This is a genomic window from Streptomyces sp. NPDC107517 (assembly GCF_055582645.1).
The window spans coordinates 113,477-133,756 of record NZ_JBVJPM010000009.1 but is presented as its reverse complement, the minus strand read 5'-3'; the positions used below and the strand labels follow the sequence as shown (position 1 = coordinate 133,756).

The following is a 20,280-nucleotide window of genomic DNA, read 5'->3' as shown; positions in this document are numbered from 1 at the left end:
CCGTGTGCTGCTTGTTCGGCGTGTGCTGCTGGTGCTGCTGGTTCTGCTTGTTCGGCTGCCGTCAGCGGGCTGATCCGCCGAGCATGAAGCCGCGCTGGCCCGGACGCCGGTTGGGCACCATGCCGAGCGCGGCCAGGGTCTCGTCGGTGCCGGTGTAGTACTCGCCGATGTGGTAGATCTCCTTGGCCTCCGCGCCGTTCGCGATGTCGCGGCCGAGCGTGTCGGCGATGCTGACCATCTGCTCGACCTGCTGCACGGAGCTCATGGGCTCGCCCTTGCGGGCCCACAGGTTGTCCTCGTTGCCCACGCGGACGTGGACGCCGAGGGCGATGGCGATGGCGTTCATGGGGGCGACGGCGCGCATCGAGGACTCGATGGTGAGGACGGCGCCGTCGGGAACACGGCGGACGAACTCGATGAGGTCGGCCGGGTGGCGCCCGGAGAACCCGCCACCGATGGCCACGTAGTTGAGGACCAGGGGCCCGGTGTACACGCCGCTGCGGATGAGACGCTCGACGGTCTCCAGCTGGGCCAGGGTGGCGAGCTGGAAGTGCGGCTGGATGCCGTTCGCGTGCAGACGCTTGAGGTGTTCGAGATAGAAGTCGGGGCCCGCCTCGACGACCATGTCCCGGTACGCCGTGTAGTAGTCGGGCTTGGCGATGGAGGTCCCGGCGAGGTCGTCGTCGGTCATGATCTCGACGATGTTCATCTGGCTGGTGTTGATGGCGATCGTCACCTGGTCGGGCCGCGGGTCGAGTTCGGCCAGCAGGTGGCGGGTGTCGTAGCTGAGCCACTTCGCCTCGGAGCCCTCGTCCTCGGGTGCGAACGAGATGGAACCGCCGATCTGCAGGACCATGTCCGGGACGGCCTCGCGCAGCCGGCCGATGAGCTCGTTGAACATCGACATGCGCTTGGAGCCGTGCCCGTCCAGTTCCCGCACGTGGATGTGCAGGACGGTGGCACCGGCGTTGTAGCAGTCCACTGCGGCCTGGACGTGCTCGTCCATGGTGAGGGGCAGGTCATCGGCGTCGCCGGGGAGCCACTCGGGGCCGTAGGGGGCCGCCTGGATCACCAGCTTCTGCTGGTTCTCGGGCAGCAGGGAGTCGTCGAGGAAGTGCATGGTCATCTCCTGGTACGTGGACGCGCCGGGCGGCAGGCCTTCGTGGGCACACCGACCCAACTGATGGCTGGCGCAAGGGCGTTGCACTGTCGAGCTCGGTGGCCCTTGCGGTACGGCCACGTTAAGAGCGGGTTACGCGCGGCGCTTCACCACAGGTGACAGGAGACTTGTCAGTTGGGGACACGGCCGGTGGCCGGGCGGAGACACAGCTGATGGCTGGGCGGAGACACCGCCGGTGGTCAACTCGGGAGGACAGGGCCGGTGGTCAGTCCTGGACAGGGCCGGTGGCGGTCCGCTGAGCGCGCCAGTCGCGTGCGCTGCTGCCGAATCGGTCACGGAACCAACGGGAGAAGGCGCTGGGCGCGGAGAAGCCGAGGAGCCCGGCGATCTCGGTGAGGGAACGGCTCGGGTTCGCCACGAGCTGCTCGGCAAGATGCGTGCGCGTGTCGTTGACGAGGGAGGAGAAGGTCTCGTCCGACGCGGCGAGATGCCGGTGGACGGTCCTGCGGTCGACGCCGAGGCTGCCGGCGACCTGTTCGATGGAGCAGCGCCCCGTCGGCAGCAGGACCTCGATCAGCTCGCGCACCCGATCGAGCTCGGTGGTGTCCTCGGAGACCGCGATGGAGTCGAAGTACTGGCGGGCGTAGCCGCGCAGCAGGGGGTCCGACATCGCATTGGGGGTGTCGAGTTCGGTCGCGTAGAAAACGATGCCGTTGAATTCCCGGTCGAATTCCACGACGGGCCCGAAGAATCGCCGGTGTGCGGAGAGGTCGAGGGGCGCGCCGTGGGAGAAGCACACGGACAACGGCTGCCAGCGGGCACCGAGGAACACCCGCAGAAATCCGTGGACGACGCCGACGGCCAGCTCGACGGACTGCCGGGCCTCACGTGCCTCGCCGTCGAGGCTCAGCTTCACCGTGGCGAGCCCGTTCGCCTCCGTGAGCCTGCTGCGCAGCATCTCGTTGTACATACGCTCGTGGCGCACCAGGAGCCGGAGGGCGCTGCGCGCGTCGGGTTCCTCGCGCAGGACGAGGCTGATCGGGCCGAGGTTGGAGAAACGGCGCCGCTCCGCCAGGAGCAGGCCGAAGTCCTCGCGTCGCGCCGCTGCCGCCGACAGTTCGAGCAGCTCGGCGACGGCCGCGCCGGGGATCCAGCGGTCCTGAATCGTGAGTCCGACGGGGTCGAGGCCCACGCGCTTCATGAGGGCACGGGGGTCGATGCCGAGGGACTGGCTGACCTCGATGTAGCGGCTCAGTGCCGCGTTGCGGACCAGCGGTTTCATCGGCGCGCTCCAGGGCTGTGTCCCAGATTGATAAGTCATTCGTCCCGTGACGTCAAGCGATGCCCGGGCGCGTGACCTAGCGTGGCACCACCGCGAAGGACGCGGGGAATTCCGATGGACGACACCTTGGCAAAGTATCGGCCTCTTGAGAAGTGGTCGATATCGCGGCGACAGAGGCCGCGAAAGAGCCGGTGAATCCAGGTCTCGACACCTGCCTCTCACGGAATTCCCCGAGGAGAAAGGATGAACGTGGTGCGTGGGCAGTCCCCGGAACTTCCCCGCCGCCCCTGTACCGGTCCGGCCGTGTGGCGGGGCCGGGACCTCGCAGCCTCCCGCGCCTGGGCCCTGCACCTGTCACCGGCCCATCTCGACGAACTGGACGCGGCCCTGCGGACGGTGCGCGCCCGGGGCACGCCTCTGTTGAAGGTGACGGCCGGCGGTTTCCCGCTGCCGACCCTGGCGGGCGAGCTGCGGAGTGCGGCCGACGAGCTGGAGAACGGCCGGGGCTTCGTGCTGGTACGAGGCATCCCGGTGGAGCGGTGCAGCGAGGAGGCGGCCGGTGTCCTCCTGTGGGGTGTGGGACAGCACCTCGGCATCCCGGTGTCCCAGGACGCTACCGGTCACATGCTCAGGCATCTGCGCGACGGGCCCGACACACGGGCCGCGCTGTCACCGCGCACCGAAGCGGCCGACGCGCTCGCGCTGCTGTGCCTGCGAACGGGCGGCTCCAGCGGGCGTATGACACTCGCCGGCTCGGCGGCGGTGCACAATGCCGTGCTGGCTCGCCGGCCCGAGCTCCTGGACAGCCTGAGCCGTACACACTTCCTCGACCGCCACGGAGAACAGCTCCCGGCCCAACTCCCCTGGCAGGCCGTGCCGCTCGCTCACCGGGACGGGGAGAGACTCAGCCTGCGTTACGACCGCGGCCGCCTGGAGTCGGCGCAGCGGTTTCCCGGGGTGCCGCGCCTGAGGCCGGCCGACCGGGAGCCTTTCGACCTGATCGACGAGGCGGCCTCATCGCCGGAGCTGCGCCTCGACATCGACCTCGCCCCCGGCGACCTGCTGCTGCTCAACAATCACGCGGTCCTGCACACCTTCGCACCGCACGACGACGTACCGCAGCGCCAACGGCCGGTACATCTCCTGCAGTTGTGGCTGACACCTCACCAATCACGTGTTCTCCCAGTGGAGTTCTGGGGCGATGGGCACTCCGGCTCCGGCGGACGCTGTGGTGTCACACCTCGCGATGTGATCGCCCCGCACACCCCGCACCTCCCGACGAAAGGTAAGCAACCACATGTCCGACCTCTGCGAACTCCTGACGCGTTCGGCCCGGTCCCACGCTGACCGGACCGCACTCCGTCAGGGCAGCGACGTCCTCACGTACGGAGAACTCGACGACCTGACCGCCCGGTTCGCGGCCCTGCTGCGGACCAGGGGCGTGCGGGCGGGCGACCGGGTGGCGATCGTCCTGCCCAACGTCGTGCACTTTCCCGTCGTGTACTACGGCATCCTGCGCGCGGGCGCCGTAGTGGTCCCGATGAACCCGCTGCTGAGGTCGGACGAGATGGCGTTCGTGCTGCAGGACTGTGCCGCCCGGTTCGTGGTGACCGCACCTGCCGCCTCCGGCGAGGCCGTGCCGGCGGCGGCGACGGCCGGCGCGGAGTGCCTGGTCGCGGACCCGGTCACCCTCGACGCGCAGCTGCGCCTGGCCGTGCCGATGACCGGAGCGTCCGAGAACGCCGACGACGACACCGCGGTGATCCTCTACACCTCCGGCACGACGGGGACGCCCAAGGGTGCCGAGCTGACGCACCGCAATCTGGTGAGCAACGCGCTGACGGCGGCGCGGACGCTGCTGTGCGTGGAGCCGGACGACGTCCTGTTCGGCGGGCTCCCGCTGTTCCACGCCTTCGGGCAGACCTGCGCCATGAACACCGCGGTCGCGGCGGGCGCCTGTCTGACCCTCCTGCCTCGCTTCGACGCGGTGGCGGCACTGGAGACACTGCGCGGCGACGAGGTGACCGTCTTCCTGGGCGTGCCCACGATGTTCACCGCGCTGCTCCGGACCGGCATCGGGCCGGCCCTGCCGCGGCTGCGCCTCGCGGTCTCGGGCGGCGCCTCACTGCCCGTCGAGCTGCTGCATGCCGCCGAGCGGGACCTGGGGGTCACGGTGCTGGAGGGCTACGGTCTGTCGGAGACATCACCGGTGGCCTGCTTCAACCCGCCGGACCGGCCCCGTAAGCCGGGTTCCATCGGGCTTCCCGTGCGAGGGGTCGAGTTGCGGCTCGTCGGGGATGACGGCCGTGTGGTCGGCCCCGGCGCGGTCGGCGAGCTGGCGATCCGGGGCGAGAACGTGATGAAGGGCTACTGGAACCGGCCGGACGCCACCGCGGGGGCGTTCCAGGAGGGCTGGTTCCACAGCGGCGATCTCGCCCGCGTCGACGAGGACGGCTACTACTTCATCGTCGACCGCAAGAAGGACCTCGTCATTCGCGGCGGGTACAACGTCTATCCGCGCGAGATCGAGGAGGTCCTGTACCGGCACCCGGACGTCGCGGAGGCGGCGGTGATCGGTGTGCCCGATCCGACGCTCGGCGAGGAGGTGGCCGCCGTGGTGGTGCTCCGGCCCTGCGCGGGCACCACGACGGACGAACTGCGTGACTACGTACGGCAGCGGGTGGCGGCCTACAAGTACCCACGGATCGTGAGATTCGTCGACGCGCTGCCCAAGGGGGCGACCGGCAAGATCCTCAAGCGGGACATCGTGCTCGCCCCGCCGGCGCCTTCGGGAGCCTGATCCGGCGACGCACTCACATCCGGCCGGAACGGCCCTCTGCGCGACACGCCATCCCTCAAATGGGTAACCAACCCCGCACGGGTGATGCGAAAAGAAGATGACGCCACCAACGCCGCAGGCCACCTGCCGCGTTCCGTGCGTTCGAACTTTCGAGCGATAGATTGCCTCCCCCAACACCGTTACGAGCCACAGATCGCCCCCGTTCTCCGAGCATCTGTCCGATCGCCGGCGTAGGAGGTCACATGGAGCAGCATCGGGTGTCGAGCGGAACGGGGGCCGGTGGATGAGGCTGTTGCGCCGTCCGGAGCCGGGGGCTCCCGTTGTCTCGGCCAGTGAGAGGGAGTTGTTCGGAGGGCCCTTGCGCTACGACTCGGGCTGGAGCAAGCACGAGTACGCCCGCCTCGACCTCACTCTGTGGAGTGCGCTGAAGTCCCTGCCGCATCTTGTGCTGCAGACCGTCCGGCTGGCCTGGCACACGGATCGACGCTCACTGATCACCGTAGGGGTGACGGAAGTGGGCCAAGGCATCGCGGCCGCACTCAAGTTGCTGGCCGTGAACGCCGCTTTGCACGCCGTCGTCGCCACCGGCACCGACGTACGAGGTCTGCGCGACGCCTTGCCCGCCGTGGTGATGACCGCCGTCGTCCTGGCCGCCAACGCGCTGCTCGCCTCCCGGTCCACCGCGGCTGCCGGGAGTCTGGAGCCGAAGGTCGAACGCGCCGCGTCCGAGCAGTACTTGGCGGCGTGCCAGCGGGTCGAGATGTCGGCGATCGAGGACGGCACGTTCCGAGAGCTGATCGACCGCGCCCAGTACGGCGCCAACGAAGCGCGCCACATGATCGGCTCCAGTGTCGCGGCGATCAACAGCGTGCTGGCCCTGGTCGCCGCGGGCGGTGTCTTGTCCGTGCTCAATCCGGCTCTGCTGCCCATGCTGTTCCTGATCGTCGCGCCGCGCGGCTGGGGCGTGATGCGCGTGGCCCAGCAGCGCTACTTCTCGACGATGACCTGGATCGAACACCTGCGGGCCAGCCGGGTGTTGTCCAATCTGCTCACCTCGGTCACCGCGGCCCTGGAGGTGCGCGTGCACCACGTGGGCGCGTTCCTGCTGCGCCACTACCGGATCATGGCGCACACGGCCGAGAGCGAACAGGAACGCCTGGCCAAGGACAAGGCGCGTACCGAACTGGCCGCTTCCGCGCTGTCCGGTCTCGGATACGCGCTCACCTTCACGCTGATGATCGGCCTGTGCCTGACCGGCCGCATGAGCGTCGCCGTCCTCGGCACGGCGATCATGGCCATCAACGCGGGCTCCGCCGGCATCGGTTCACTCGTGAACACCATGAGCCAGTTGCACGAGCAGTCCCTGTACGTGCATGACCTCACCGACTTCCTGAAGAAGGCCGAGGACCTGGCGATCCCCGAGGGCGGCCTCGCCCTGCCCGCTCGCCCGCGCTCCATCCGCCTCGACAACGTCTCCTTCCGCTACCCCGGCCGCGCCGAACCGGCCGTCGACAGCGTCTCCTTCACCCTCGAACTCGGCAGCGTCATCGCCCTCGTGGGCCCCAACGGCTCCGGCAAGTCGACCCTCGTGCGCCTGCTGTCCGGCCTGCACTTACCCGAAGAGGGCCATATCCACTGGGACGACGTGGACATCGCCGAAGCCGACCGCCGGCAGCTCTTCGGCCACGTCAGCCTGCTCACCCAGACCTTCGAGCGCTGGCCCTTCACCGCAGCGGCGAACATCCGCATCGGCCGGCCGGACCACGACGTCACCGACGAGGACCTGCGCACCTCCGCCGCCTACGCCGGAGCCGACCGCGACATCGCCGGACTCCCCCACGGCATGAACACCCTGCTGGGCAAGAACTTCCGCGGCGCCAGTGACCTGAGCGGCGGACAGTGGCAGAAGATCGGCCTGGCCCGCGCCCACTTCCGCGACGCCTGCGTGGTCATCGTCGACGAGCCGACGTCCGCCCTGGACCCGGACGCGGAGCAGCGCGCCTTCGACCGGATCCTCGGACTCGCGGGCCCGGACCGCATCATCGTCCTGGTCACCCACCGCATGGCCGCGGTGCGCCGCGTCGACCGCATCTTCGTCCTGGACGAGGGCCGGCTGATCGAGGAGGGCAGTCACGCCGAGCTGTTCGCCGCCGAACCCGCCAGCCGCTACGCGCAGATGTACCGCCTCCAGGCCGACCAGTACGAACACACACGCCCCGCCCAGCTCCCCGGCCCCGCCCGGCCGCCCGCGTCCGAGCCCGCGTGACCTACGGGCGACCGGTCCGACGCGGCCGGAGTCACCCCACGGGGTCAGCGGCTCACCGGGGTTTCGCGGTCGATGCGCGACAGCTTCTCGGGGTTGCGCACGGCATAGAGCCCGGTGATGAGACCGTCGTCGATGTGCACCGCCATGACGGTGTCGATGTCGCTGCCGCGCCGCAGGACGAGCGCCGGGTATCCATTGACCTGTGCCGGCCTGAGGGACACCGCGGCGTCGATCCTGCCCAGTACCCGGGCCACCTCGTCGGCGCCCACGACGGGCACCAGCGCGGCCCGCACGACTCCGCCGCCGTCGGTCAGCAGCACGACATCCGGCGCGATCATGTCGAGCAGGGTCTTGAGGTCGCCCGTCTCGATCGCCTGCTGGAAGGCGGCGAGCGCACCACGTGTCTCGGCCGGGGAGATGACCTCGCGCGGCCGGCGTGCCGCCACGTGGGCCCGTGCCCGGTGCGCGATCTGGCGCACCGCGGCCGGGCTCTTGTCGACGGCTTCCGCGATCTCGTCGTATCCCACATCGAACACCTCGCGCAGCACGAACACCGCGCGTTCGGTCGGCGCGAGTGTCTCCAGTACCAGCAGCATCGCCATCGAGACGCTGTCGGCCAGCTCGACGTCCTCCGCCACGTCCGGCGCGGTGAGCAGCGGCTCGGGCAGCCAGGGTCCGACGTAGGACTCCTTACGGCGGCGGAGCGTGCGCAGTCGGCTCAGAGCCTGGCGCGTGGTGATGCGGACCAGGTAGGCCCGGGGGTCCCGCACCGTGCCGAGGTCCACGTCCGCCCAGCGCAGCCACGTCTCCTGCAGGGCGTCCTCCGCGTCGGCCGCCGAGCCGAGCATCTCGTAGGCGACGGTGAACAGCAGATTGCGATGGGCGACGAACGCCTGGGTGGCGGTGTCCGTGCGGCTGTCGTGAGCGTGGGCGTCGGCCGTGTCGTTGCTTCGCTCGCTGGGCTCGCTCATTGCCGGCTCCTGCCTGTTCTCTCACGACCGTGTCACGCACAAGACGCCGCCCCTCACCGTCTTGTGACACCCGAGACCGGTGGTCTACGTCACATCGCCGCGCTGTCACAGGATCCGGTCGGGCGGCATCTCGTGTCTGTCAGGCTGCCGCGCGAACGATCCCGATCCGCACGGCATGCGATGCACGATCGAGGAGACACCGTCATGGAACTCCGTATGAACCTCTTCGGCAACGAGACCGGTACCAAGATCGGCAAGCGGATCTACGCCGTCAGCCAGGTGATCCAGGATTCGCCGCTGCCGAAGACCACCCAGGAGCTGGTGCAGCTGCGCGCCAGCCAGATCAACGGCTGCGGTTTCTGCGTCGACATCCACGGCAAGGACGCCGCGGCCGGCGGCGAGACACCGGCCCGTCTGAACCTGGTCGCGGCCTGGCGCCACTCCACCGTGTTCACCGAGGCCGAGCGGGCCGCGCTGGCGCTCACCGAGGAGGGCACGCGCATCGCCGACAACGGCCGTGGTGTGTCCGACGAGACGTGGGCCCAGGTGCGCAAGCACTACGACGAGGACCAGGCCGTCGCGCTGGTCTCACTGATCGCGATGATCAACGCGACCAACCGGCTCGGCGTGATCCTGAACAACCAGGGCGGCTCCTACGAGCCCGGCAGCCTCGCCACCATCGCGAACTGACCAGCAGGTGCGTCCGGGCCGGGCCTGGATCCTTCGATCCGGGCCGGCTCAGACGTATCCCGAGCGCGCTCGACGGCGCTGAAGAGTCGCTCCGACGTCAGACGGCCATCCGGTTCAGCTGGCGGTCGTGCCACTTGCCGAGCAGCAGCAGCGAGACCGTGGCACCGATCAGAGCGCAGAACATGTCCCATTGGGTGTCCCAGACATCGCCCTGCGTGGCCAGGAAGGCGTCCGCCGCCTTCCCGCCGATGACGGCCGCCACCCACTCGAACATCTCGAAGAGGGCGCTGAACGCCAGGCACGCGCAGACTGTCAGCGGTGCCAGCCATCGGCTGCCGCGCAGCGAAGACGTGCGGATCAGCAACTCCCTTACCAGGATGGCCGGTACGAAGCCCTGCATCAGGTGTCCGATCCGGTCGTACGGATTCCGGGACAGCTGCAGTCCGTCCTTCACCCATTCGCCCAACGGCACCTCGGCGTACGTGTAATGCCCGCCCAGCGCGAGCACCAGCGCGTGCGCCGCGAGCAGACAGCACAGCAGCCCCGACAGCTGAAAGCGTCGCCAGGTCAGCACGGCCAACGGCAGTCCGATCAGTACCCACACCACTTCCAGCAGCCAGGTCGTCCGGTCGTGCGGTGCCCAGGCGGAGAGGGCGACGCCCGCGACCACGACGGCGACGCAGACACGGGGCAGCACCGGCGACGGGGCCAGGGAGGGGGCCGGAGTGTTCGCCGCCCGGCGACGGGCTGCTGCGATCAGAGACATCGGGGCGCTCCTTCTACTCGGTTGCCTCATCGTGGCGGCCCGGAAGCCGGGTGGCCTGAGTACGGCTACTCATTCAGGAGCGGGCGAGTGGCGGTGGTGACCGCGTCGGTGGCGACAGCTCAGCCAGGTACGCAGACAGGGCCGCGGCGCCGGCCTGCGCGTACGTCGCGAACTCGTTCGGCGGCTACCAGGTGAACCGGCACGGCGAGCGGTTCGTGGAGTCGGACTAGTGGTCGGGGCAGATGATGGCCGAGTTCGCGGCCGAACTCGCCTCCGACCGAGCTCCCGTGTATCTCAAGCTGAGCCATCTGCTGGAGGAGACCATCACCGCCGTCGAGTCGATCCTGCACACCACGGAACGGCCCACGCGTGCCACCTTCCACGAGGGCCGCGGCCACGACTACCGCACGCACGACATCGAGATGCACATCTCGGAGATCGGTCTGTGCGGCGGCCACTCGGCGTCCGGTGTGCGGGTCGACTCCCACGCCCGCACCACCGTCCCCCGCCTGTACGCGGCCGGCGACCTGGCCTGCGTACCGCACAACTACATGATCGGCGCGTTCGTCTTCGGGGACCTGGCGGGTGCGGACGCTGCCCAGTTCCGCGCGTACGAGGGTGAGCTGCCCGGCGACCAGCTGGCTGCCGCGCACGAACTCGTCTACCGGCCACTGCGCAACCCCGACGGGCCGCCGCAACCTCAAGTCGAGTACAAGCTGCGGCGGTTCGTGAACGACTACGTGGCTCCGCCCAAGGCCGGGGCGAAGTTGTCCCTGGCCGTGGAGGCGTTCGAGCGGATGAGGAGTGAGATCGGCGGGATGGGGGCGCGGACCGCGCATGAGCTGATGCGGTGCGCGGAAGTGTCGTTCATCCGGGACTGTGCGGAGAAGGCGGCGCGCGCCTCGCCGGCCAGGACCGAGTCGCGCTGGGGTCTGTACCACGAGCGGCTCGACCATCCTGAGCGGGACGGCGCCGGGTGGTTGCACCATCTCGACCTGTACAAGTCCCCTGCAGGTGACTTGGAGTTCAAGGCCAGGCCGGTCGAACCCTATGGCGTTCCGGTGCCGGAGTTCGAGCCATGGGCAGCCGGGGCGGAGCGGGTGCTGGGCGAAGTCCCGTTGGTGCCGGTGGCGACGGCGGGGCAGCGGGACGTCGCTCCGGCCGCCCACCCGGCCACGTCCACCGCGCCGGCGCCCTCGGCCTCGGCGACCCGGGCCCCCTCATCGAGCCCCACCCTCCTCGCTCTCCTCTCCCTGGCCGAAGATTCCCCCGACCTGGACGCGCTCACCGCCTATCTTGAAGGCTCCGACCCGGCGGTGCGGGTGGCCGCTGTCGCCGTCCTCGCCGAGACAGTGCCCGCCGGGGCCGGTCCCGCGCTCGCCACACGGCTGCAGGATGCCGCGCCCCAGGTCCGGCAGGCCGCCGCCGGCGCGCTGCGCGAACTGGTCGAAGTCCTGCCCGCGGACAATGAGTTGAGGTCCAGGCTGCGGGCAGCCCTCGGTGTGGCGGACCCTGCGGTGCGGGGCGCCGCGCTCGACGTCCTGCGGGAACTGCGGCTCGGCGACGCCTCGGTGTACGACACCGTGCTCACCGACACTGACATCGACGTACGTATCCAAGCCGTCCGGGCCCTGGTCTCGGTGGACGCGGCCGCTCAGCTTTCGGCGGCCACTGCAGACCCGGCCCGCGAGGTCAGGGTCGCGGTCGCCCGCGGCCTCTCGGCGGTGCGCGACCCGTCGCCGATCCCGCTCGCTCCGCTCCTCGACGACTCCGACCCGCTCGTGAGGGCAGCCGCTCTCAACGCACTCGCCGATACGGGCTGCCCGCCCGCATACGCCGAACGGGCCGTGGCCGCGCTCGACGACCCCGCCTGGCAGGTTCGCGCCGGCGCCGCGACCGCCCTGCGAACGGCCCGGCCCACCAAGGCGGTTCCCGCCCTCGCCAAGGCATCAACCGACCCCAACGCGGACGTCCGCAAGGCCGCCGTCCTCTCACTCCTCGCCCACCGCGCCGCCCCCGACGCCCGCGCGGCCCTCGCCGACGCGACCGCCGACCCCGACGCGGACGTCCGCGCCTACGCATCCCGCGCCGCGACGTGACCGCCATGCGTGACCGACGGGGCCGAACTCCCGCGATGACCGCGCGGGCGGCGGATCGTTACAGGGGAGAGGAAAGGAGATCCACCATGCCGACCCAGGGACCTACGAAGCAGCCCACGACCGAGCTCGACGCCCGCTACAGCTCCGCGCTGAACCCCCGCCCGGGTGACGCCGACGTCACCGCCACCGAATGGGCCGAAGCCCAGCGGCAGCTGGAGGCCGCCGAGATCTTCTGGGTGTCCACAGTGCGCCCCGACGGTCGCCTGCACGTCACTCCGGTCATCGCCGCCTGGCACGACGGGGTGCTGTACTTCTCCACCGGCCCGGGCGAGCAGAAGGCGAGGAACCTCGCTCATGACGGGCACTGCGCGCTGACCACCGGCCGGAACTCGCTCACCGAAGGGCTCGACGTCGTGGTCGAGGGCACGGCGGAGCCGGTCGCCGATCCGGCGGCCCTTGAGGAGGTGATCGCGGCGTACGAGGCGAAGTACGGGGCTCACATCACCTCCCCCAAGGGCACTTTCCACGGGATCGGGGACGCGTTCCGGAAGGGCGACGCGATGGTGTTCGCGGTGTCCCCGGCCACGGCATACGGCTTCGGCCGGGACGACGGGGTCTACTCCCACACGCGCTGGACGTTCTGAGCCCCCCACACCCAGAAACCAATCGCCTCCGCGTCGCTGATCCCGTAGGTTGCGCGGGTTGTTGTGGCTGCGGCGGAGAGGCGGTTGGGGACGTGGCACCCCGAGCAGTGACGCGGGAGCAGTTGGCGGGTGCGGCGGAGGCCGCTCTGGGTGGCGGGCGGCGGCTTGCAGCGGTTGAGCGGGTCGCGGGTGGGAGCAAGAAGGGCGTGTACCGCCTGCTGATGGACGACGCGACCACGGCGATCGCCTACCTGTGGGACGACGCCGAGAACTACTGGCCGGCATCCGAGGGCGACGACGACCTCACCGACCCGTTCTCCCCCGGTCTCGGGCTCGACCTGTTCGAGGCCGCACACGCACGGTTGGACACGCTCGGCGTCCGCGTCCCGGCGATCCGTCTCCTCGACCGCGACGGCACTCACTGCCCGGGCGACCTCGCGATCGTCGAGGACCTCCAGGGCGAAAACCTGGAGGAACTGCTCGCACGCGACCGACGCGCGGCCGAACCGGTCATGGCCCGGCTCGGGGAGGCACTGGAGTCGATGCGGCGCCATCGAGCTCCCGCGTACGGCAAGGTGGCCGTGGTCGACGGGGGAGGTACATCGCGCGGAGTCTCGTGCGAGGGGGTCGTCCTGGACCGTGCACTGCGGGACCTCACCGAGGCCGCGTCGCGTGATCCGCGGATAGCGGGAGCCCGCGACCGACTGGAGGCACGGCTGCTGGGTCTCGCGGCGGCGGTACGACCGCGCGCGGAGTACGCGGTCGTCCATGGCGAACTGGGACCCGATCACGTGCTCGTGGACGCGAGCGGGAACCCCGTGGCGATCGACATCGAGGGCTTGATGTACTTCGACGTCGAGTGGGAGCACGTGTTTCTGCGGATCCGCCTGCACGACGCGTACCGGCCACTGCAAGTGGACGGGCTGGACGAAGACAGGCTCGCGCTCTACATGCTGGCCCAGCGGCTCTCTCTGACAGCGGGACCACTGAGGCTGCTCGACGGGGACTTCCCCGGCCGGGCATTCATGGCATCCATCGCCGAACACAACCTCAACAAGGCGCTGGAACTCGTTCACTCCTGAACGCCCTTGTGCACCGGACCAAGGGTGAGGGGTGCCGGCTCGGCGCCTGGCCCGACAGTCACTACGCGGGTCGGGTTCCACGGGTCAAGGAAAGCTGGGAGCGCAGGGCCGCCAACCTGTCTTTGTCACCTGCCTCGGCCAGGCAGTCGCCCAGCGCGAGGAGCGACAGGAGTTGTACGGGACGCCCTGCGGAAGCCGCTGCCTCCAGCTTGTGGTGGCCGTCGAGCAGGAAGTGCGTCAGCCCCCAGTGCGTGTAGTAGTCGGTCGACAGGTCCAACGCGGGCAGGCACACGTCCAGGGTCGACACCGCCACGGCCGTCGGGACCAGCCCTCGCTCCATCTGCGCGGCGTACTCCTCGACCCGTTCCCGGTCGTTCCATGTCGGGGGCACCATGGGCACCACGAACTCGTAGAGATGGGCTTCGTCATCGACCGCGGTCTCGAACGTGCGGTAGTACGGCGTGTGCGGGTACTCCGGGAGCCCCCAGAACGCGTCGAGACCCCACGTGGCCACCTGCTCGTGGCTGAAGTAGTCGCCCTCCTGGCCCGGGACGACCAGGTGTGGCTCGACGCTGAGCAGCAGGGGGAGGTAGTCGCCTTCCGGCAGCAGGGTGCCGAACGCGTCGAGCACACCATCGTCCAGGTCGGGGAGCTGCCCCGCCAAGCGCTCCTGCACGCTCTCCATCGACAGCTTTTCGTTGGCGCCCTCGAGTCGGCGGAACAAGAAGTGGCACGACCCGCACCAGAAGCTGAGCTCGAAGGCGGGCTTTCCGTCGACCGCGAGCACCCTGCGCCCTGGTCCGGACCCCGTCTTCGGTGGCTCCGCCTCGAACCGCAGCCTCGCCTCCGGCGCGGGAACTCCGAGCCTGCGCGGGTCACCCACCATGACGTTCATGGTCGTGACCGTACGAGACCTCGTCACCCCTGCACAAACGCGATTCTGATGTCGGGCCGGGGTCCCCGCCACACCGGCCCGGCAGGGCCTACCTGTGGCGTGTGAACGTGAGTCTGGCCTCCGTCCCGCCTGGTGCCTGTGGTCTGAGCCACGGGTGCGTGGGGAGCGTCGGCAGTCTGCCGTGGTTGAGGGCGAATCGGGGCAGGGAGACGCCGAACGTCGTCGCTATCGCGTCCAGGGCCCGGCTTTCGTCCGAGAGGTCGGTGGCCGGGCCGGCCGGGTCCGGGAACAGGTGGTCGGGCGAGAGCTCGTCGGGGATGTCGCCCGTCCGGTGGCGCTCCGCCTCGTGGACCGTGAAAGCGTACCGCTCTTCCCCGTCCTCGGCGGAGGCGAAGTGGAACAGGCCAGGCTCCCACCAGACCGTGAGGGCCCGGGTGCCGCGCGACAGGTCGGTGGCGGGGTGGGTCAGACGGGTAGGGTCGAAGCCTGGCCGGAGGGCCGATTCGAAGGCGAAGCTCCAGCCGTCGAGGGTGCCGATCCGGGCGACGGGGCCGCGGCGCGCCTGCTCCCGCGAGAAGGGGAGATCCCAGAAGTCCCGCTCGCTCGCCATCGGCTCCAGCGGGCCCGTACCGAACCGCTCCGCCAGCTCTTCGGGGCGTATGCCCTCCACCAGTACGAACCGGTATGCGTCCCTGCGCAGTTCGACCGTGGGTTGCCGATGGGTCAGCCACGCGAGCCCGTCGCGCACCGTCTCCCCCTCGACGGCGGCCGGCACGGGCATCTCCCCTGCCTGACCCGCCCGGGGTGTCATCAGCAGCTGCCGTCCGCGCTCCGGTGTGATCAGCGGCCCGAGCAGGGGGTCCCCGAGGAGGCCGAACGGCGCCAGGTGGTCCTCCCGGTACGGCTCCCAGTGCGGGACCGCCGCCGCGAGTACCCGCCAGGCGCCGTCCGTGTCGCCCCAGCGCGCCAGTTCTCTGGCCTCCTGAACCGCGTGCCCGAACGGTCCGGGCGACGTGTACTCGTACGTGCGTCGCCTGATCTGCTCCAGGACGGCACCGGCCCGCTCTCGGTCTGTCGCGTAGTCCTCGGTCATCGGGCCGAGCACGAAGGAGTCGTCCCTCCGGTACTGGCGCAGGTGATCGCGCACCTTCAGGGGCAGCACCTCGCCCGCGTACAGCGGATCGTCCATGCGTGGGTCGACGGGCACCCAACTGTGTCCGTCGAGCAGCGCCCGAAGCTGTGACGCCAGCAGGCCGGCCCGCGGCCTGCCGAGTTCCCCCGCCTCGCCGAAGACGGTGAGCGCCTCCTGCAACTCGCCTCTCAGGCAAGCGAGGCGGGCCTGTTCCACCTTGGTGTCGAGCTCCAGCGTCACCACGTTCTCGAAACCTTCGTGGCCGCCACTCAGGCGGTAGAACTCCTTGTACATGCCCTCCATGAACGCGCGGAACGAGTCGTACCGGTCCGGCAGTTCGCCACTCCACCCGCGGTACACGTACACCGCCCACTCCCCGTCGCCACCCACATCGCCCGGGTCGAGGAGCACATCCGTCATGTCCGAGTCGAGCGAGAGCTGCAGCGCCCGGCCCCACATTCCGGCCCTGAGCACTTCTTCCTCGGTCGGCTCCTGGTCGAGGTACTCCTCGTACATCGCCTGCAGGCCGTACGGATCTCCGTACGGGGCAATGCGGTCGGCCCCGGCCAGCAGATGGACGAAGCCCCCGGCATGGCGCCAACCGTCCGTCGTCTGGAGGAAGGACCGGAGGGACGGTGGCAGCGGTACCTCTGCCCCCAGCCCTCGGACCCGCTCCTCCAGAGCGGCCATCGCCGCCGGGCCGGCCGGGCCGAACCCCAGCCAGCGTGCCTGGACGATCTCCTCGTCCAGTTCCTCGAACTCCTCCGGCGCCTCCGCGGCCAGCCCTTCCAGCCATTCCTCGCTCCACCGCTTGAGCAGCGGCCCCCACTCGAAGATCTCCATACGCGCGATCGTGACACCCGCCACTGACAGTCGGCCCGTCTCATCCTCCGCGCCGGAAGACACGCCGGTGCGTTCACCGCCGGCTCCCCCGACCGGCGTTGCAGACTGCATCTCGACATGCCCCACGTGATCGACCTGCACGAGGAGACGCTATGCCCCTTCCGCTCGACGAGCGCGAGGCGTTCCTGGCCGAACCCCACATCGGCGCCCTGGCCGTCGCCCGCGCCGAAACCGGCCGTGCGCCACTCACCGTCCCGATCTGGTACTGGTACGAGCCGGGTGGTGCCTTCTGGTTCATGACCGGCCGGGATTCCGCCAAGGCGAAGGCCATCAGGGCCGCCGGTCACATCTCGCTCATGGTCGAACGTGTCGGGCCCACGGTCCGCTACGTGACCGTGGAGGGCCCGGTGACATCCGAAGTCACCTCCACAGTGCAGGAGTTGACCGATCTCACGGCCCGCTATCTGCCCGCCGACAAGGTCGAGGGATACGTGAAGACCGCCACCGCCGAGAATGGCGCGCAGGTCACCTTCCACGTCCGGCCCGAGCACTGGCTGTCGGCCGACCTCGGCTCGGTGTGACACGACGCGCGGCGGCTCGGTCGCCGTGGATACGAGTCCCGCGCGGTCGTGGCCCGGCTGCCCGCAGCAGCCGGGCCTGCCGCGCGGGGGTTGGCCGTCCGCTGAGCCGGCCTGCCGGGCCGGGCCGTCAGCCGAAGACGTCGTACGAGCGCCGGTAGATCCCGTCGGTGTGCTCGCGAATGTCGCGATACACCTCGCCGAGGCGCCGGTACAGGTCGTGGTTGGCCCGGTCGGGTGTGAACTCCGCGCCCGGGCGGACCATCGTGTCGATCGCCTCGTCGAACGACTTGTACGCGCCGAGTCCGACCGCCGCGCAGATGGCGGAGCCGAGCCCCGCCGCGTTGTTGACCTCGGCACGGTGGGCCGGGACGCCGAAGACGTCGGCGTAGATCTGCATCATCAGGTCGGAGCCGGATCCGCCGCCGGAGATGACCGTGTGCCGGTAGGTGGTGCCGACCTCGGTGGCCATGTGGGTGCCGGTGGCGTGGATGGACAGGGCGAGCGCTTCGAGGATCGAGCGGTACATGTGGAAGCGGCCCTGGCGGCCGTCGAAGCCGAGGATCGTGCCCTTGCGGTAGGGGGCGTCGGTGGGCGCGAGCCAGTCGAGCACCGTCATCAGGCCGTCGCAGCCGGGCGGGACCTTCGCGGCCTCGGCGTTGAGGTAGTCCTCGACGGACAGCCCTGCCGCCCGGGCGCCTGCGACCGCCTCCTCGCCGAGCAGGTCGCGCAGCCAGCTGACCGTCCACATGCCGCGGCGCACACCGAAGCTCTCGTAAAGGTAGGAGTGCGGCATGCAGGCGTAGTTGGTCCAGAAGTCGGAGGCTTCGGGCATGTTCCTGTCGCCCACGGTCATGCCGGCCACGTATGTGCCGAGGGAGACCAGGAGTGTGTCGCTGGAGCGCAGTCCGCAGCCCAGGGCCTCAACTGCCTTGTCGTTGGCGGTCGCCACGACCGGGAGGCCCTCGGGAATGCCGGTGTGGCGGGCCGCGGCGGCGGTCACCGTGCCGAGGACGTCGCCCGGCATCACCAGATCGAAGAGCATCTCGCGCGGGATGCCGGACTTGGCGAGAGCCGTGTCGTCGGTCGTCCACTGCCACGTGTCGGAGTTCAACGGCCAGGAGTCGCCGGCGTAGTTGGCGGCGGTGTCCCGGAAGACGCCGGTCATGCGGTGGCTGATGTAGCCGGAGGACGTGGTGACGTACCGCGCCTCGGGGAGGGTGTGTTCGTAGGGGCGTGAGACCCGCGCGTCCATCCAGCTCATCACCGGTTGGGCGAGTGTGCCGTCGGCCTTGAGGACGGCCCGGCAGAAGCGGATCGTGCACAGACCGACGCCGACGATGTCGGCCACGTCGCCGGGGAAGGCTGCCATGGCCTGGCGGCTGGCCGCTCCGATCGACGTCCACAGGTCGTCGTCCGGGTGTTCCACGACGCCGGGGCGGGGGGTGGCGTACGGACGCAGGGTCTGCCGTCCCTCGCACACGGCCCGGCCGTGTTCGTCGAAAACGGTCACCTTCGAGCTCTGGGAGCCGTTGTCGATGCCGATGAAGTAGCGAGTCATGGCCCACTCCGGGGTGCGAGGGAGGAGGGGGCCGCCTGCAGTGGCGGCCCCCTGTACGACAGTTGGGGATCAGGCGTCGAGGGGGAAGATCGTTCCCTTGTTCATGATCCCGTTCGGGTCGAACGCCTCCTTGAGCTTGGCCAGCATGTGGTAAGCGCTGCCGTGCTCCTGCTTCGTCCACGCTGTGCGGTACTTGCCGACGCCGTGGTGGTGGACCATCGAGCCCCCGACGCGCAGCGCCTCCTCGACGATGATCGCGTTGAGCGGCACGTGGTACTTGTGGATCTCCTCCTCCGGCTCACAGTTGATCTTGTAGTCGTAGACGAAGTACAGGTTCGTACCCGTCTGGTAGCTGTGCGAGGAGTGGGCGCCGAGGAGGGTGAGGTCGTCGGCGTGCGGGTACTCGGTGCGGATGCGGTTCATGACGGCGCCGTACAGCTCGGTGACCTTCGACCAGTCGCAGGAGACCTCGGTGGTGTAGCCGAGCTCGGCCTTGGCGCGCATGACCTCCTTCTCCGCCTCGATCTTGTCCGGGCCCCAGTTGAGGTTGTCGAACCACGCCTCGATGAGCTTCGGGTCGACCTTCTCGTGCGCGTGCTGGTCGGCGACCCGCTCGATCTCGTCGCTGGTGGCGCGCACGATGCCCTTGGGGCCCTCGGCGACGAAGACGACGACGCACTTGCCCTTCGAGAAGTGCGAGAAGTGCTGGCCGGCGTCCTCGGGCGAGTAGACGCGCACGACGGACGGCTTGAAGCCGCCGACGACGACCTCGCGGATGATGGCGGTGCCGGTCGCCATGTCGTCGACGAGGAAGCCGTGGAACTCGTTGTTCTCCGGCTGGTACTTGAAGATCTTCACCGTGACCTCGGTGATGTAGCACAGGGCGCCCTCGTTGCCGATGACGATGTGCCGGATGTCCGGGCCGGTCGCGCGGCGCGGGACGTTCTTGATACGGCTGACGGTGCCGTCGGGGAAGACCGCCTCCAGACCGACGACCATGTCCTCGATCGCGCCGTACAGGGTGGAGAACTGGCCGATCGAGCGCGTCGAGACGAGCCCGCCCATCTGCGCGAGCGGCTTGGACTGCGGGGAGTGCCCGGTCGTGTAGCCCTTGGCGCGCAGCGTGTCCTCGAGGACTTGGAGTTGAACGCCGCACCCGGCGGTGACCTGCATGTTCTCTTCGTCGATCTTGATGATCTCGTCGAGACCCGAGCCGTCGAGGACGATCGTGTCGGTGACGGCCGTCTCCAGGCCGCCCTCGGTGCCGGTGCGGCCGGTGCGGGGCACGATGTTGATGCGGTTCTCGTCGGCGAACGCGAGCACCTTGGACACGTCGTCCACGCTGGTGGCGTTGACGATCGCGGCCGGCGGCGGGGCGTCGTAGATGCCGTGCACCGCCTGGTACTTCTTGAAGCGGTCGACGCTCGCCTCGCGCAGCTGCTGCTCGTCGGTGACGACCGCGCCCGCGCCGACCAGGGAGGTGAGGCGGTCGACGATCTCTTCTCGGTTCAGCTTCGATGCGGACTGCACCATGTGGATCAACCTTCTTTG

General features: G+C 69.7%; 15 protein-coding genes and 1 pseudogene. 8 read left to right on the top strand and 8 right to left on the bottom strand.

Features of this window, described 5'->3' with window-relative positions:
* Window positions 1-61: 61 nt before the first annotated feature.
* Together ACZ67T_RS21780 and ACZ67T_RS21775 are read right to left on the bottom strand one after the other, a co-directional pair.
* Window positions 62-1,120: a beta-keto acid cleavage family enzyme gene (locus ACZ67T_RS21780; protein ID WP_469986116.1), complete on the bottom strand. Its 1,059-nt coding sequence runs from the start codon at window positions 1,118-1,120 to the stop codon at window positions 62-64.
* A 265-nt stretch (window positions 1,121-1,385) separates the two neighbouring features.
* Complete coding sequence (locus tag ACZ67T_RS21775; protein ID WP_469986115.1) at window positions 1,386-2,402, bottom strand: AraC family transcriptional regulator; 1,017 nt, start codon at window positions 2,400-2,402, stop codon at window positions 1,386-1,388.
* A 243-nt stretch (window positions 2,403-2,645) separates the two neighbouring features.
* Here ACZ67T_RS21775 and ACZ67T_RS21770 point away from each other — a divergent pair, with 243 nt between their 5' ends.
* The 3 genes from ACZ67T_RS21770 (at window position 2,646) to ACZ67T_RS21760 (ending at window position 7,468) form a co-directional block, all read left to right on the top strand.
* The gene (locus ACZ67T_RS21770; RefSeq protein WP_469986114.1) at window positions 2,646-3,749 is read left to right on the top strand and encodes a TauD/TfdA family dioxygenase; all 1,104 of its coding nucleotides are present in this window, start codon (window positions 2,646-2,648) and stop codon (window positions 3,747-3,749) included.
* The gene (locus ACZ67T_RS21765; protein WP_469986113.1) at window positions 3,700-5,202 is read left to right on the top strand and encodes a long-chain-fatty-acid--CoA ligase; all 1,503 of its coding nucleotides are present in this window, start codon (window positions 3,700-3,702) and stop codon (window positions 5,200-5,202) included. The genes ACZ67T_RS21770 and ACZ67T_RS21765 overlap by 50 nt, the downstream gene beginning before the upstream one ends.
* A 358-nt stretch (window positions 5,203-5,560) precedes the next feature.
* Window positions 5,561-7,468, top strand: coding sequence for an ABC transporter ATP-binding protein (locus ACZ67T_RS21760; protein ID WP_469986111.1), 1,908 nt, complete (start codon window positions 5,561-5,563; stop codon window positions 7,466-7,468).
* A gap of 44 nt (window positions 7,469-7,512) precedes the next feature.
* On the opposite strand, the gene ACZ67T_RS21755 is transcribed toward ACZ67T_RS21760, so the two are convergent.
* Window positions 7,513-8,439, bottom strand: a complete 927-nt coding sequence (locus tag ACZ67T_RS21755; RefSeq protein WP_469986110.1) for an RNA polymerase sigma-70 factor — start codon at window positions 8,437-8,439, stop codon at window positions 7,513-7,515.
* 204 nt (window positions 8,440-8,643) lie between these two features.
* Here ACZ67T_RS21755 and ACZ67T_RS21750 point away from each other — a divergent pair, with 204 nt between their 5' ends.
* Window positions 8,644-9,129 (top strand): carboxymuconolactone decarboxylase family protein, encoded by a 486-nt coding sequence (locus ACZ67T_RS21750; RefSeq protein WP_469986108.1) that lies wholly within the window; start codon window positions 8,644-8,646, stop codon window positions 9,127-9,129.
* Between the two features lie 97 nt (window positions 9,130-9,226).
* Here the strand turns inward: ACZ67T_RS21750 and ACZ67T_RS21745 are convergent, their stop codons facing one another.
* On the bottom strand, window positions 9,227-9,895 hold the full coding sequence (locus tag ACZ67T_RS21745; RefSeq protein WP_469986106.1) for a DUF2238 domain-containing protein: 669 nt from the start codon (window positions 9,893-9,895) through the stop codon (window positions 9,227-9,229).
* A 149-nt stretch (window positions 9,896-10,044) separates the two neighbouring features.
* Between ACZ67T_RS21745 and ACZ67T_RS21740 the strand changes: the two are divergent.
* From ACZ67T_RS21740 to ACZ67T_RS21730, 3 genes and pseudogenes are all read left to right on the top strand, one after another.
* Window positions 10,045-11,994: pseudogene (locus tag ACZ67T_RS21740) on the top strand (HEAT repeat domain-containing protein); the annotation flags it as partial.
* Between the two features lie 86 nt (window positions 11,995-12,080).
* The gene (locus ACZ67T_RS21735; protein ID WP_469986104.1) at window positions 12,081-12,638 is read left to right on the top strand and encodes a pyridoxamine 5'-phosphate oxidase family protein; all 558 of its coding nucleotides are present in this window, start codon (window positions 12,081-12,083) and stop codon (window positions 12,636-12,638) included.
* Window positions 12,639-12,745: 107 nt separating this feature from the next.
* A complete protein-coding gene (locus ACZ67T_RS21730; RefSeq protein ID WP_469986402.1) occupies window positions 12,746-13,720 on the top strand; it encodes a phosphotransferase family protein in 975 nt (324 codons plus the stop codon).
* Between the two features lie 61 nt (window positions 13,721-13,781).
* On the opposite strand, the gene ACZ67T_RS21725 is transcribed toward ACZ67T_RS21730, so the two are convergent.
* Both ACZ67T_RS21725 and ACZ67T_RS21720 read right to left on the bottom strand, forming a co-directional pair.
* Window positions 13,782-14,615 carry a hypothetical protein gene (locus tag ACZ67T_RS21725; RefSeq protein WP_469986103.1) on the bottom strand — a complete coding sequence of 278 codons (834 nt, stop codon included), beginning with the start codon at window positions 14,613-14,615 and terminating at the stop codon, window positions 13,782-13,784.
* Window positions 14,616-14,703: 88 nt separating this feature from the next.
* Window positions 14,704-16,590: an SMI1/KNR4 family protein gene (locus ACZ67T_RS21720; RefSeq protein WP_469986101.1), complete on the bottom strand. Its 1,887-nt coding sequence runs from the start codon at window positions 16,588-16,590 to the stop codon at window positions 14,704-14,706.
* 152 nt (window positions 16,591-16,742) lie between these two features.
* Between ACZ67T_RS21720 and ACZ67T_RS21715 the strand changes: the two genes are divergently transcribed.
* Window positions 16,743-17,171 carry a pyridoxamine 5'-phosphate oxidase family protein gene (locus tag ACZ67T_RS21715; RefSeq protein WP_469986100.1) on the top strand — a complete coding sequence of 143 codons (429 nt, stop codon included), beginning with the start codon at window positions 16,743-16,745 and terminating at the stop codon, window positions 17,169-17,171.
* A gap of 127 nt (window positions 17,172-17,298) precedes the next feature.
* Here the strand turns inward: ACZ67T_RS21715 and ACZ67T_RS21710 are convergent, their stop codons facing one another.
* Complete coding sequence (locus ACZ67T_RS21710; RefSeq protein WP_469986098.1) at window positions 17,299-18,729, bottom strand: FGGY-family carbohydrate kinase; 1,431 nt, start codon at window positions 18,727-18,729, stop codon at window positions 17,299-17,301.
* Window positions 18,730-18,798: 69 nt separating this feature from the next.
* Window positions 18,799-20,262 (bottom strand): FAD-binding oxidoreductase, encoded by a 1,464-nt coding sequence (locus ACZ67T_RS21705; protein ID WP_469986096.1) that lies wholly within the window; start codon window positions 20,260-20,262, stop codon window positions 18,799-18,801.
* Between the last annotated feature and the right edge of the window lie 18 nt (window positions 20,263-20,280).

Bases quoted from the DNA above. Each gene is read 5' to 3' on its own strand.
- ACZ67T_RS21780 (WP_469986116.1), bottom strand. From the start codon at position 1,120: ATGCACTTCCTCGACGACTCCCTGCTGCCCGAGAACCAGCAGAAGCTG.
- ACZ67T_RS21705 (WP_469986096.1), bottom strand. From the start codon at position 20,262: ATGGTGCAGTCCGCATCGAAGCTGAACCGAGAAGAGATCGTCGACCGC.
- ACZ67T_RS21755 (WP_469986110.1), bottom strand. From the start codon at position 8,439: ATGAGCGAGCCCAGCGAGCGAAGCAACGACACGGCCGACGCCCACGCT.
- ACZ67T_RS21735 (WP_469986104.1), top strand. From the start codon at position 12,081: ATGCCGACCCAGGGACCTACGAAGCAGCCCACGACCGAGCTCGACGCC.
- ACZ67T_RS21770 (WP_469986114.1), top strand. From the start codon at position 2,646: ATGAACGTGGTGCGTGGGCAGTCCCCGGAACTTCCCCGCCGCCCCTGT.
- ACZ67T_RS21775 (WP_469986115.1), bottom strand. From the start codon at position 2,402: ATGAAACCGCTGGTCCGCAACGCGGCACTGAGCCGCTACATCGAGGTC.
- ACZ67T_RS21725 (WP_469986103.1), bottom strand. From the start codon at position 14,615: ATGAACGTCATGGTGGGTGACCCGCGCAGGCTCGGAGTTCCCGCGCCG.
- ACZ67T_RS21750 (WP_469986108.1), top strand. From the start codon at position 8,644: ATGGAACTCCGTATGAACCTCTTCGGCAACGAGACCGGTACCAAGATC.
- ACZ67T_RS21765 (WP_469986113.1), top strand. From the start codon at position 3,700: ATGTCCGACCTCTGCGAACTCCTGACGCGTTCGGCCCGGTCCCACGCT.
- ACZ67T_RS21710 (WP_469986098.1), bottom strand. From the start codon at position 18,729: ATGACTCGCTACTTCATCGGCATCGACAACGGCTCCCAGAGCTCGAAG.
- ACZ67T_RS21745 (WP_469986106.1), bottom strand. From the start codon at position 9,895: ATGTCTCTGATCGCAGCAGCCCGTCGCCGGGCGGCGAACACTCCGGCC.
- ACZ67T_RS21720 (WP_469986101.1), bottom strand. From the start codon at position 16,590: ATGGAGATCTTCGAGTGGGGGCCGCTGCTCAAGCGGTGGAGCGAGGAA.
- ACZ67T_RS21715 (WP_469986100.1), top strand. From the start codon at position 16,743: ATGCCCCTTCCGCTCGACGAGCGCGAGGCGTTCCTGGCCGAACCCCAC.